Origin of the sequence: Corynebacterium sp. HMSC034E11, assembly GCF_001835905.1 — a bacterium.
Classification (GTDB): domain Bacteria; phylum Actinomycetota; class Actinomycetes; order Mycobacteriales; family Mycobacteriaceae; genus Corynebacterium; species Corynebacterium coyleae.
The window spans coordinates 25,240-37,747 of the sequence record NZ_KV826382.1 but is presented as its reverse complement, the minus strand read 5'-3'; the positions used below and the strand labels follow the sequence as shown (position 1 = coordinate 37,747).

Below are 12,508 nucleotides of genomic sequence, written 5' to 3'. Positions count from 1 at the left end.
CTAGGCTTTCTTCGCCCAGAGTTTTGCGATTCCGCGCCAGCCGAGCATGAGCAGCGCGGACATGGTCGTCGCCACGATGATGAACGACCAGTGGGGGATCGAGCCGTTGCGGATGCCCCAGATGACCAGGCCGGTGATCACGGTGACCGGCCAGATGATGCCGCCCTTGTTGTCACGGGCGATCAGCCATCCCAGCGTCACGCCCAGGGCGAACGGCCACAGGGTGGATAGCCAGCCGGTGAAGTTGAACGGCATGGTTTCGGATTGGTGGGCGGCGCGTGCGAGCAGCGCGAATACCGCGATGGCGACGTAGTCGGCCGCGATCGCGGTGGGGCGTGTGATTCGTTTCGTCATACTCGCAGATGGTAGCGCCCGAACAGCGCGTCCATGATTCCGCCGGGCCTAAACACCGGGTACCCGCGCGGTGAAACCCACACCGGCCGGCCCCGGATCCGTTCGATCCTTCCGCGCCGGTTGGTGTGGCGGGGGTCGTCGTGGTTGACCCGGTTGTGGTACCTGCACAGGGGCACCAGGTTGGCCAGGTTGGTCTCGCCGCCCTGGGACCACGCCGTGATGTGGTGGAATTCGCACAGATCCGCCGCCATCCGGCAGCCGGGTACGGGGCACATCGGGGTGGCCATGCGGGCTAAGTCGCGCTGCTTCGCGTTGGCCACGCGCTGGGTGCGGTACAGGTTCACCGGCCCGGCCTCCGGGTGCACGAGTGCGACCTCGGTCGGGAACATCTCACCCAACAACGCGGCGACGTATTCGGCGCCGGTGATGGTGGTGCCGTCGGAAAGTGCGAGCAGGACGTCGTCGCCGTGGTCGGCGAGGATTGTCACGTGCTGGTCCGCCGGCACCGCCACGATCGGGCGCGGTGCCTGCACCTGCACCCCGCCGCCCGCGGTGAGCATGTCGGCGAACCGGGCGAACATTTGCGGGCCCGCCGGCTTCGACGCGTCCAGCCCGGAGCGCAACTGCTTTTCCAGTGCTGCCAGCACGTGTTCGTCGCCGCAGCCGGAGAACTTCCGCTTCCCGCCGCGTGAGGCAGAGAAGCGGAAGGCGTCTTCGGGGGTGCGGTCGTCGTCGGGAAGCAATTCGCGTGCGGCTTTCTGCACCGCCCGGTAGTCGCCGCGCACCTCGAGCAGCGCAAGCCGCGGCGCCCAACGCTCGTTGACTGGCAGGCGCTTCAGGCGGCGCTCGATGGCCACCAACTGGTGCAGCGAGAACCCCCGCGCCCGCTCCAGCGCCACGGCCTGTTTGCGGGTGTAGGCGGTGCGGCCGAAGTACACCTCGCGCAGCCCCGCCCACGCGGACACCTGCGCCGGGTCGAGGCCTGCCTGGAGAGCGTACTGCTCGTCGAAACCGGCGAGCGCATCAACGGCGCTGGCCAGCGTGTCCACGAGAGCAGTAAATGAAGTCATGCATTTCAACCTAAAGCGCCGGCCAAACTTGCGCAACGGCCCTGTGGATAACTCGCGATTATGCCGTTGGTTTATCCACACGTCCCAGGTAGAAGGCGGAATAGACGATCCAGCCGATGGCGGTCACGAGCGCAAACGAGATGGCGCGGTAGATGACGGTGGCGGCGGTGGCGTCGGCAAGCGAGAGGCCCCCGGCGACCAGCATGCCCACCGCCACCGGCTCCACGGTCCCCAGGCCGCCGGGCGTGACTTGGGCGGATCCCGCGAGTTTGGTCATGATGAACGCCAAGCAAATCCCCGACAGCGAAATGCTTGACGACGACACCGCCCACACCGAACACACCATCGTCGCAAGGTCCAGCAGCCGGTTACACAGCGACAGCCCGGCCGCACCTGCGAAGGCTGGGGCGGAGATGCGGATGGCGGAGACCTGGTCGATCACGGACACAGCGCGCTCGTGCACGCGCGAGGGCAGAAACCGCACCCAGCGCTTGAGCACCGCGGGGTTGAGCGTCGCCCAGAACACTGCGGCGATGGTCAGCGCGGCCGCCACGAGCGACAACACGAGAGACGTCACCGACAGGTCGGCACCCAGCAGCACCACGGCGACGATGCCGATGAGCACCAGCCATACCGTGGACAGCGCACCGGAGACGACGAAGAACCACCCACACAGCCCCGTCGACGCCCCCCACGAGCGGTGCACCCGGTACGTCAGCCACGCCGATAGTGCCGGTCCGCCCGGCACGGTGGTGGACCACGCGTTGGAGGCGAACACGATCGCGTTGGTGCGCGCCACCCCCGTGATGCGGCCTTCGACGTTGAGCAGGATCTGCATCACCCCGGCCATCGCCACCAGCGCCAGCAAGGCGGTGACCACCGTGCCCAACAGTGGCAGCGGCGAAGCGGACCGAACGGCGCGCCAGGCGTCGCCGAAGAACGGCATCTGGTCGCGAAGCACTACCAGCACCACCACGGCCAGGACGACCGGGGCGATCCAGCGCAGCCAGGTCCTAGCGTTCAAGTTCTTTCTTCTTCAGCTGCTCGAGGGCGCGGCGCTGCTCGATGTCGCGCATGAGTTCGCTAAACGGCACCAGCGTCGCGTCCTCTTCGACGGAGACGCCGGCGCGGCCGGGCAGGGTGTCAACGACCATGTGCTCGATGGGGGTTTCGGTGGGTGGTGTCGTCGATACGCCAGAGCCCTCGCCGAGTGCACCCGCGGCACGTTTGACCCAGCGTGGCGCCCACCAGTTGTCCTCGCGCAGCAGGTGCATCACGCCGGGCACGAGCAGCAGGCGGATGATTGTCGCGTCGAGGGCGAGCGAGAAGATCATGCCGTAGGCGATGTACTTCATCATCACAATGTCCGACAGGGCGAACGCGGCGGCGACCACGATCATGATGGCGGCCGCGGCGGTGATAATCCCACCGGTATGGGCGGTGCCGTCCTTGATGGCGTCGTCGGTACGTGCACCGTCCTGGCGGGCCTCCACCATGCGGGAGACCAGGAACACTTCGTAGTCGGTGGATAGGCCGTAGAGGATGGCGACGATGAGCACGAGGATCGGGCTCATGAGCGGCCCCGGCGTGAAGTTGAGCACCCCGGCGCCGAGCCCGTCGACGAACACGGCGGTGAGGAAGCCGAGGGTGGCGCCGATGCCGAGGATGTTCATGATCACGGCCTTTGCTGGCAGGATCAGCGACCCGAACACGAGCGCCATGAGCAGGAACGTCGCGAGCACCATGTAGACGCCCATCCACGGCAGGCGCTCCAGCAGCGCTTCGATGGATTCGACTTCCATGGCGGGGGTGCCGCCGACGTAGGTGGTTACGCCCTCCGGCACGTCAATCTGACGCAATTGCTTGACGACGTCCGCCCCACCGTCCCTGTTCTCCAACGGCGCCGACAGCACCGTGATGTCGCCTTCGGTGGGGTAGTCGGGCTTGAGCGGGCGGGTGAAGCCGTCGATCTCGCGGGTCTGCATGACGATCTGGCCGAGCTGCGCGTTGTCGGCGCCCTGGACCACGAGTTTCACCGGGTCGGTGCGGAAGGCGGGGAACTCTTCGTTGAACTCGTCCTGCGCTTGGCGGGTGACCTGGTTGGGCGGCAGGTAGGTTTCGTTGATGCCGCCGAACGCGATGCCGACAATCGGCACGGTTAGGGCGATGAGTAGCGCCGCCACCCCGACGACAACGGGGCGGGCGTGGCGCATCGCCCAGGCGGGGATCTTGTACCAGACCGTATCTTCCATGCTGCGCTCTTTGCGACGACGCACGGACAGGAAATCGATCTTGGTGCCCAGCATGCTAAATAGCGCCGGCAGCACCGCCACCGAAATCACCGCGGCGAGCACCACCGCGCTGATCGCACCGTAGGCAACCGACTTGAGGAACGCCTGCGGGAACATGAGCAGGCCGGACAGCGCGACGCCGACCATGAGGGCGGAGAAGAACACCGTCTTGCCGGCCGTGTTGGTGGTCACGGCGACGGCCTCTTCGGTGTCCAGGCCGCGGTCGAGTTCCTCGCGGAAGCGCGACACCATGAACAGCCCGTAGTCGATGGCCAGGCCCAGGCCGAGCAGCGTAATGATCGACTGGGAGAAAATGTTGACCTGCTGGAACTGCGCCAGCACCGCCAACAGTGACAGGGAGCCGATGATGGACAGGATGCCCACGATCAGTGGCATCGCAGCGGCCACCACGCCGCCGAAGACGAACAGCAGGATGATGGCGACGAACACCAGGCCGATCTTTTCGGCGCGCGCGATGTCGTCGGCCATGCCGGTGTCCAACGCGTCGGCCACGGCGGTGGCGCCGGCGATCTGGGCGGTGCCGCCAGGGACCTCCAGCGCCTCGAGCGCGGGCTGGATGGTGCGGAAGTCCTTCAGCGTCTGCTCGCCGTCGCCCTTCAGCCCGATCGCGGCGAACGCCTTGGTGTGATCGGCGTTGACCAGTTGCGGGTTGGGACGCTCGAAGTAACTGGTGATGTGCGCGATCTGGTTAGGGTGCTGCGCCTTGAGCTCCCCCAACTGTGCATTCACCTTATCGACGACCTCCGGCCTGTCCACCCCATCCGGCGCCGTCACCAGCAGGATCACATCGCCGGAGTTGTCGCGGCCGAACGTGTCGTATTCGATCTGCGCCGCCGTCGTCGAATCCGCGCCCGGGTCTTCCCAGCCTTCTTGGGAGAGGCGGTCGGCGAGTTTGGATCCGAACAGCACTTGCATCAGCAGGATCAGCGCGATGACGATGACCGGGATGATGCGGCGGTGGCGGTAGGCGAAGTGGCCCCACTTGTAAAACACGGCGGGCTCCTAGTCTTTCGGGTTGTGCAAAAGCGCCTTGAGCGGGCGGAACGGCTGCAGCCAGGCGCCTTCCTCCGGCAGTTTGTCCAGGTGGACGCGCGGTAGCGGGTTTTGGAACACGCCCGGGATGTCTTCGAGGTCTACGAAGGTGACGTCGGGGGAGTTCACGGCCCAAGAGGCGTGTTCGTGGAAGCCGAGGACGGTGACGGGGATGTTGTCGTCGATAAGTTCTTGCAGGAGTTCTTGGAAGTTCTGCCCGTCTGCGGATGCGACGACAACGCCTTGGAGCACGCCTTCTTTACGACGACGCTCTATGTGGTCGATCATGTCACCGTCCACATCCGAGTCTTCTTCGCTCTTCGGCTTAGCAAAGACGGCGAAACCGACGTTGCGCAGCGCCTCCACCCACGGGCGGATCGAGTCTGCGCCGGCGGGGGAGACGTTGGTGAACACGGTGGCTTCCGGCTCGACGTCGTAGCCGAGTTCGTCGGAGCGGTCGGCGGCGAGGTCGATGAGCCAGCGGCCGATGGCGTCGAAACGCGGGCGGTGCGCCGCGGTCGGGCGGCCACCCAGGATCGCGCCGAGGCCCATGTCCAGGTTCGGGGCGTCCCACACCAGCAGGTAGCTCTCCGGACCGGCCGGCGCGCCCGGGGTGTAGGGGTGGGTCATTGCCTGCAGGTCCATTACTTCTTCTCCCACAGGTACTCGCGGATTACGTGATCCTTGTCCAGACCCTTGCCTTCGAACTTGGTGATCACCTGGCGGTCCGTCAGCATCGGCGCCTCGTCCCACGGCCAGCCCTTGTACTCCAGCATCGGCTCCACATTGACCAGTTCGTCGATCCACTCGGCGTAGTCGGCGTGGTCGGTGGCCACGTGCAGCACGCCGCCCGGCTTCAGGCGCGTGGCAATGAGGTTGAGCGTGCCGGACTGGATGATGCGGCGCTTGTGGTGGCGCGCTTTCGGCCACGGGTCCGGGAAGAAGATGCGCACGCCGTCGAGGGATTCCTCGCCGAACATGCGGGCCAGCACCTCCACGCCGTCGCCGCGCACCATACGAATGTTGTCGATGCCACCGCGCACCACCGCGCCCAGCAACTTCGCCAACCCCGGCTTGTACAGCTCCACGGCAACCACGTTGGTGTCCGCCTCCAGCGGAGCCATCGCCGCGGTGGACGTGCCGGTGCCGGAGCCGATCTCCACGATGGTGGGGTGGCCGGCGCGGCCAAACCAGCCGTCGATATCAATGCGCTCGTCCGAGCCCTCCGCCAGCACCTTGCCCAGGCGCGGCCAATGCTCGTTGAACAGAGCCTCCTGGTTATCGGTCAGCGTGCCGCGACGAAACGTCACGGACCCCAAACGCGGGTAATCCAGGCCGGTTTCAAAATCAGTTTGCAATGGGCGGCCAGCGGGCAACTCGCCCGTGCCCGACCGCGTGTTTTCAGAATTATTCATCGTGTTTATTGTCCATATGAACAGGTCAAACGCAAGTGTCCCGGCGAGGGGTGAGGGGCCGGGTTGTCACCCCCGTGTCGTCGATACGCATGCACCCCTGTCGGGGGTAGCGCGTTACCCCCGCCCAAAGTGTTATGAGTGCTCGGGCGTACTGGTTATATCCACTATGCTGTGGAAGTGCCCAAGGTTTGGCTTGAAGAACACACATTTCGATACTCTTGGGGCAAAACGCAACGATTATTGGGGTTGCCGTGCGCCACGCACTGGCAATAACCAGTTACACAAGGAGTGCACATGACCGCCGAAGTTAAGCGCCTGGAGGGCCAAGCGCCCACCGACAACGAACACCTCATCGACTGGATTAACGAAGCCGTCGACCTGTTCGAGCCGGAGAAGGTGGTCTTCGCAGACGGCTCCGACGAGGAATGGAACCGCCTGGCCGACGAACTCGTCACCGCCGGCACGCTCATCAAACTCAACGAGGAAAAGCGCCCCAACTCCTACTTGGCGCGCTCCAACCCCTCCGACGTCGCCCGCGTCGAGTCCCGCACCTTCATCGCCACCGAAAACGAAGAAGATGCCGGCCCGACCAACAACTGGATGAAGCCCGAAGCGCTCAAGGAAGAAATGCTCGAGCACTTCGCCGGATCCATGCGTGGCCGCACCATGTACGTTGTCCCGTTCTGCATGGGCCCGATCTCCGACCCGGACCCGAAGCTTGGCGTGCAGCTCACCGACTCCGCTTACGTGGTTATGTCCATGCGCATCATGACCCGCATGGGCACCCAGGCGCTGGACAAGATCCAGGGCGACAAGTTCGTCCACTGCCTCCACTCCGTCGGTGCCCCGCTCGAGCCGGGCCAGGAAGACGTGGCGTGGCCGTGCAACGACACGAAGTACATTTCCCAGTTCCCAGAGACCAAGGAAATCTGGTCCTACGGCTCCGGCTACGGCGGCAACGCCATCCTGGCCAAGAAGTGCTACGCCCTGCGCATCGCATCTGTAATGGCGAAGGAAGAGGGCTGGATGGCTGAGCACATGCTCATCCTGAAGCTCACCAACCCGGAGGGCAAGAAGTACCACGTTGCCGCTGCATTCCCGTCCGCTTGCGGCAAGACCAACCTGGCCATGCTCACCCCGACCCTGCCGGGCTGGAAGGCCGAGGTTGTTGGCGACGACATTGCGTGGATGAAGCTGCGCGAAGACGGCCTCTACGCCGTCAACCCGGAGAACGGTTTCTTCGGCGTCGCCCCTGGCACGAACTTCGCCTCCAACCCGATCGCCATGAAGAGCATGGAGCCGGGCAATGTGCTGTTCACCAACGTCGCTCTTACCGACGACGGCGACGTCTGGTGGGAAGGCATGGACGGCGAAAAGCCGGCGCACCTGATCGACTGGCGCGGCGAAGACTGGAACCCGGACTCCACCAGCAAGGCCGCCCACCCGAACTCCCGCTACTGCGTGGCCATCGAGCAGTGCCCGACCGCAGCGCCGGAGTTCGAGGACTGGCAGGGTGTGAAGATCGATGCCATCCTCTTCGGTGGCCGCCGCCCCGACACCGTCCCGCTGGTCACCCAGGCGCACGACTGGGAGCATGGCACCATGATCGGCGCGATGCTCTCCTCCGGCCAGACCGCAGCCTCTGTCGAGGCGAACGTCGGCTCCCTGCGCCACGACCCGATGGCGATGCTGCCGTTCATGGGCTACAACGTGGGCGACTACTTCCAGCACTGGCTCGACATGGGCAAGAAGGGCGGCGACCGCATGCCGTCGATCTTCCTGGTCAACTGGTTCCGCCGCGGCGAGGACGGCCGCTTCCTGTGGCCGGGCTTCGGCGAGAACTCCCGCGTGCTCAAGTGGGTCATCGACCGCATTGAGGGCAACGTCGAGGCTGAGCAGTCCGTCGTTGGCTACACCGCCCGCGCCGAGGACCTGGACCTCGACGGCCTGGACACCCCGATCGAGGACGTCCGCGAGGCGCTTACCGCCGATCCGGAACTGTGGAAGGAAGACGTCGCGGATTCCCGCCGCTACCTCGAGGGCCTCGGCTCCCGCATTCCGGAGGAGATCTTCGACCAGTTGAAGAAGCTCGACGAGCGCATCCACGCCGCGAAGTAACCCCTTGCCCGCCCACGGGGTGATGCTGTAACATCGCCCCTGGAAAACTTCAGACAAGATCTGTTGTTAATTTTGCAGGATGCCCGCCGCGAGGCGGGCATTTTGTTATGCTCACGGCATGGTGGGTGAAATGCTTGGGGGATTGAGTGACGCTCGTGTTCGGTCATATCGCATGGTTATCGTGGGGGAGACTGGGAGAAGCGCAGACAGCATCTCTGATCGCTCAGTTCAATCCTTGTATCTGTGGCAAAGTGCAATTGCTTCGGCTTGGTATGAGGCGCTTTCGGTCTTCGAGCCTGTGCTGAGAAATCGTATTGACGCATCTTTAAGGTCGTGGAACCAAGCGCAAAGCAGTACTGAAGATTGGCTTGAGAACCCGGCTCGTCCACTTAGAAAAGTAGTGGAGCGCATGGCAACGGACGCACGGAATGCAGCGGAACGTAGCGCTCGGCGCAGACCTCGGAATCATCCCCGATTTAAGGCTCCGGTGACATTGGATGACAGGGTTTCGCAGCTCTCGTTTGGGAATCTAAGTGCTCTTTTCCCGTTGCATCCGCCGGCCAATCGTGCGGATTTCGCGACAGGATTTTCAGCAAAAGAGAATCTTTGGATTCATGCACTGGTGAGTGGTTTCCCAGGGTTGACATCGAAGCTTGTTGAAAGGCACCGCTCGAGCATTTCACCTCCAGTTCCCGCCCAAGTTGAGGATGGGTATGCGGTGGCGGTTGCTTTAGAACAGTTGCGTCGGCTCCGGAACCGTGTAAGCCACCAGGAACAGATTCTTAACGTTGACCACCAGGAACGGTTGACGGACATGTATGCCTTGGCGCATGCAATGTCTCCCCAAACACTCGGTGTGATGAAGAAGATGGATCGAATACAGCGCACTCTGCTGTTGAGGCCCCAGTATTAGCCGCGCAGGACGAGGACGAGGTTTGAGACGGCGAACTCGCGCAGCACCGGCACGCGGGTGACCCACCACGCCCACGCTGGGTGGTAGCGGGGGAAGGCGGCGGCGAGGCGTCCGGTGGCTTCGGCCCATTCGAGGCCTTCGCGTGCGGAGACGGAGAAGAGTGTTTCGCCGAAGCGGTTCTTCGGTTCGTGCCCGTGCACTTTTGCGTATCGACGACGCGCGTACTCCCCGCCTACGTAGTGCTGCCACAGGCCTGTCTCGTGCCCGCCGAATGGCCCGAGCCACACCGTGTAGCTGAGCACCACAAGCCCGCCGGGTTTGGCTACGCGTAGCATTTCTTCGCCCATGGTCTGCCAGTTCGGGATGTGCTCGGCGACGTTGGAGGAGTACACGACGTCGAAGGAGTCGTCGGCAAATGGCAGGGCTGCGCCGTCGCCGCGTACGGAGCCAAACCCGGACAGGCCGGCGGCGGACAGCTCGGACACGCTGGGCTCTAGACCGACGTAGAAGCAGTCTGCGAATTCTTCGGCGAAGTACCCGGGGCCCCCGCCGACGTCCAGGACGGATTGGTTGGTGATGGGAGGTAGGGAAAGGTCGTTGGCGAGGGCGTCGATAAGCATCCGCGTGTCGCGCGCCAGGGAGGAGTAGAACACGCGCGGGCGGAACTGCTCGTAGGGGAACGAGCGCAGTAGCCGCAGTGAGCGGCGGAGCGTGGCCATCCGGCGGGTGTGGTGCATTCGCGCAATGTTAGCACTGTAGCAACCGTGCTACGCTCCGGCGTATGGCACATCCGGAATGGGACGAATCGCTGGTGGAGCGCAGGATCTCCCAACGCGAGCTGCGCAATGATTCGGCGAAGATCCTGCGTGAGGTGCGTTCAGGGCGCAGTTTCGTGGTGACGAACAACGGCGAGCCGGTCGGGCGCCTGATGCCTCTCGACGACCCGCAGCCACGCCTGGCCATTACCCGTCCGGCGACCCGGGTGGGTGGTTGGCTCGACCTTCCGGTACCGCAGGTGGAGGGCGAGTCGCTGGCGGATGCGCTCGACGATATGCGCGCGGACAGGTTCTGAGATGCGCAGGGTGTACGCCGACACGTCGGCGATGGGCTGCCTGCTCAAGATGGAGCCGCACACGCACGCGATGCGGCTGTGGCTCGAGGCAGGCGAATACGAGGTGGTGTCGTCGGACTTGTTGGAGATTGAGCTGCGGCGCTTGGCGGTGCGCCTCGGCCGGCCGCAGGGGGAGGCTACGATGATCTTGCGGGGAATTTCGATCGCGGAACTTGGCCGAGGGACGCTGCGGGCTGCGAGTATGTTGCCGATGCCGTATTTGCGTACGTTGGATGCGATTCACTTACAGGCTGCGTTGGATGTGGAGGCGGATGCGGTGTTGACGTACGACGACAGGCTCGCCGAGGCCGCCCGTGAAGTTGGGCTCGAGGTCATTGCGCCGTGAAGGTGTTGTTGTTGTGTTGGCGCGACTCCACCCACCCGCAGGGCGGCGGTTCGGAGCGCTATCTCGAGCGCGTTGGGGAGTACTTGGCCGAGCAGGGCCACGAGGTGGTGTATCGGACGGCGAAGCATACGGATGCGCCGCGGCGGTCACGCCGAAACGGGGTGCGCTACGAGCGTGCCGGCGGGAAGTTCAGTGTGTACCTGGCGGCGCCGTTGTCTATCTGGCGCAACCGGCCGGATGTGGTGGTGGATACGCAGAACGGCATTCCGTTTTTCGCCCGGCTGTTTACGCGTAGGCCGGTGGTGTTGCTGACGCACCATTGCCATAAGGAGCAGTGGCCGGTGGCGGGTCCGGTCATTGGCCGGTTGGGGTGGTTTTTGGAGTCGAAGGTGGCGCCGCGGGTGTATCGGGGGGCGCGGTATGTGACGGTGTCGGAGGCGTCGAGGAGCGATTTGGTGGCGCTTGGCGTGCGCGAGGGTGACATTGAGATTGTGGAAAATGGCGTCGATCCGGTGCCTGCGCATGTGCCCACGCTTTACGACGACCACCGCACCCACCTGCTCACCCTCTCTCGGCTGGTGCCGCACAAGCGGATCGAGGAGGCGATCGACGCCGCGGCGCGGATTCCGGGCGCGGTGCTGGATGTGGTCGGTTCGGGCTGGTGGGAGGACGAGCTGCGGGCCTACGCGCAGGGCCGTGGCGATGTGGTGTTCCACGGGCACGTCTCCGAGCCGTACAAGCACGCGTTGCTGGAGCGCGCGGACGTGCACCTGTTGCCGTCGCGCAAGGAAGGCTGGGGCATTGCGGTGATTGAGGCCGCGCAGCATGGGGTGCCCACGGTGGCGTACGCGTCGGCGGGTGGGGTGGCGGATTCGATCCGTGACGGCGAGACAGGCCGGCTCGTGCAGCCGGGGGAGGGCTTCGCCGAGGCAACCCGCGAAACACTTGAGCGCCGCGCCAGCATGGCCGAGAATGCCAAGCGTTGGGCGCAGCGCTTTTCGTGGGAGGAGACCGGCCGTAGGTTCGCGGCCGTGCTCGCGGAGCTCGTTACACCTCGATGAGCTGCGTGGTCCAGTTCAGCTGCTGGATCTTGGTGTCCAGTTCGCGGTAGGCCTTGGAGGCGTTGTCAGCCATCTCGCGGAGCGATTTCACGTCGATGGTGGGCACGAAGCGCACCTCGGAGCGGGAGTAGCGGGCGTTGGTCATGGTGCCGGCGTCGGCAACCGCGGCGTAGAGGCGGCGGGAGCGCAGGAGGGCGTCGCGGCGTGCGATGGCGTCGGTAAGCGTGGCGCCTTCGAAGGCGGTCTGCGCGTTGGTGTGGTTGATGCGGCGTACCAGCGTCTCAATCTCTTGGAGCAGCTCGGCGGCTTCCTTGAGCAGTTCGGCGGGGTCCTCGACGGGTGTGTCGCCTTCCTGGATCATGGCGCCTTGGACGAGGCGTTCCTGCAGTTTGTTCAGGCGGTCTTGCGCCTCGGCGCGGCGTGCGAGTGCTTCTGCGAGCAGCATGTGTGCCTCCTTGAAAGTTCTGTCCCCGTTCCCAACCCTCACGAAAGTGTCCGGGTCACCCCCAACGTCGTGGTAGTAAATAGTGCTCGGTGCAACCCTGTGGTGGGGGTTGTGCCCGTGTGCGTCGTGCAGGCCGCATGCGTTGTGCGTGTGAGCGGAATCGAACCGCTTCAGCCTTGATACGGCCACAAGGCGCCGGTGTGTGCTCCCTTTTCCCCGGGCGCGTGGGGTTGACGTTCGCTGGGTGCCGGTGTGCTTCCGCTACCGACAGTGTTAGGTGTCGAACATAGCAAAATGCCCAACCGCTGCAAAGGGGTTGGGCGTTGGGGTT

At 64.6% G+C, this 12,508-nt stretch carries 13 protein-coding genes; 5 read left to right on the top strand and 8 right to left on the bottom strand.

The window, feature by feature from the left end; all coding sequences use genetic code 11:
* From HMPREF2690_RS01040 to trmB, 6 genes are read right to left on the bottom strand one after another with little or no spacing between them, the layout of a single operon-like run.
* Positions 1–354: a DUF3054 domain-containing protein gene (locus tag HMPREF2690_RS01040; protein WP_224213411.1), complete on the bottom strand. Its 354-nt coding sequence runs from the start codon at positions 352–354 to the stop codon at positions 1–3.
* Entirely contained in the window at positions 351–1,424 is a 1,074-nt protein-coding gene (locus HMPREF2690_RS01035) for an HNH endonuclease signature motif containing protein (RefSeq protein ID WP_070819912.1), read from the bottom strand. The genes HMPREF2690_RS01040 and HMPREF2690_RS01035 overlap by 4 nt, the downstream gene beginning before the upstream one ends.
* 58 nt (positions 1,425–1,482) lie before the next feature.
* Positions 1,483–2,448 carry a lysylphosphatidylglycerol synthase transmembrane domain-containing protein gene (locus tag HMPREF2690_RS01030; RefSeq protein WP_070819911.1) on the bottom strand — a complete coding sequence of 322 codons (966 nt, stop codon included), beginning with the start codon at positions 2,446–2,448 and terminating at the stop codon, positions 1,483–1,485.
* On the bottom strand, positions 2,438–4,729 hold the full coding sequence (locus HMPREF2690_RS01025; protein WP_070815711.1) for an MMPL family transporter: 2,292 nt from the start codon (positions 4,727–4,729) through the stop codon (positions 2,438–2,440). Before HMPREF2690_RS01025 ends, HMPREF2690_RS01030 begins: the two co-directional genes overlap by 11 nt.
* Positions 4,730–4,738: 9 nt before the next feature.
* On the bottom strand, positions 4,739–5,413 hold the full coding sequence (locus tag HMPREF2690_RS01020; RefSeq protein ID WP_070819910.1) for an NYN domain-containing protein: 675 nt from the start codon (positions 5,411–5,413) through the stop codon (positions 4,739–4,741).
* The gene (gene trmB / locus HMPREF2690_RS01015) at positions 5,413–6,183 is read right to left on the bottom strand and encodes a tRNA (guanosine(46)-N7)-methyltransferase TrmB (RefSeq protein WP_070423312.1); all 771 of its coding nucleotides are present in this window, start codon (positions 6,181–6,183) and stop codon (positions 5,413–5,415) included. The genes HMPREF2690_RS01020 and trmB overlap by 1 nt, the downstream gene beginning before the upstream one ends.
* Before the next feature lie 294 nt (positions 6,184–6,477).
* Between trmB and HMPREF2690_RS01010 the strand changes: the two genes are divergently transcribed.
* Positions 6,478–8,301, top strand: a complete 1,824-nt coding sequence (locus tag HMPREF2690_RS01010; protein ID WP_070819909.1) for a phosphoenolpyruvate carboxykinase (GTP) — start codon at positions 6,478–6,480, stop codon at positions 8,299–8,301.
* Positions 8,302–8,419: 118 nt separating this feature from the next.
* Positions 8,420–9,214 (top strand): Abi family protein, encoded by a 795-nt coding sequence (locus HMPREF2690_RS12255; RefSeq protein WP_167594473.1) that lies wholly within the window; start codon positions 8,420–8,422, stop codon positions 9,212–9,214.
* Here the strand turns inward: HMPREF2690_RS12255 and HMPREF2690_RS01000 are convergent.
* Positions 9,211–9,951, bottom strand: coding sequence for a class I SAM-dependent methyltransferase (locus tag HMPREF2690_RS01000; protein WP_070819908.1), 741 nt, complete (start codon positions 9,949–9,951; stop codon positions 9,211–9,213). The two genes, HMPREF2690_RS12255 and HMPREF2690_RS01000, sit on opposite strands and share 4 nt — an antisense overlap.
* Before the next feature lie 44 nt (positions 9,952–9,995).
* Between HMPREF2690_RS01000 and HMPREF2690_RS00995 the strand changes: the two genes are divergently transcribed.
* The 3 genes from HMPREF2690_RS00995 to HMPREF2690_RS00985 are packed head-to-tail and all read left to right on the top strand — an operon-like array spanning position 9,996 to position 11,732.
* Positions 9,996–10,286 (top strand): type II toxin-antitoxin system Phd/YefM family antitoxin, encoded by a 291-nt coding sequence (locus HMPREF2690_RS00995; RefSeq protein ID WP_070819907.1) that lies wholly within the window; start codon positions 9,996–9,998, stop codon positions 10,284–10,286.
* A 1-nt stretch (position 10,287) separates the two neighbouring features.
* Positions 10,288–10,671, top strand: a complete 384-nt coding sequence (locus HMPREF2690_RS00990; RefSeq protein ID WP_070819906.1) for a type II toxin-antitoxin system VapC family toxin — start codon at positions 10,288–10,290, stop codon at positions 10,669–10,671.
* Positions 10,668–11,732, top strand: coding sequence for a glycosyltransferase family 4 protein (locus HMPREF2690_RS00985; RefSeq protein ID WP_070819905.1), 1,065 nt, complete (start codon positions 10,668–10,670; stop codon positions 11,730–11,732). The genes HMPREF2690_RS00990 and HMPREF2690_RS00985 overlap by 4 nt, the downstream gene beginning before the upstream one ends.
* Here the strand turns inward: HMPREF2690_RS00985 and HMPREF2690_RS00980 are convergent.
* The gene (locus tag HMPREF2690_RS00980; RefSeq protein ID WP_070615544.1) at positions 11,719–12,177 is read right to left on the bottom strand and encodes a DIP1984 family protein; all 459 of its coding nucleotides are present in this window, start codon (positions 12,175–12,177) and stop codon (positions 11,719–11,721) included. The two genes, HMPREF2690_RS00985 and HMPREF2690_RS00980, sit on opposite strands and share 14 nt — an antisense overlap.
* Positions 12,178–12,508 lie beyond the last annotated feature (331 nt).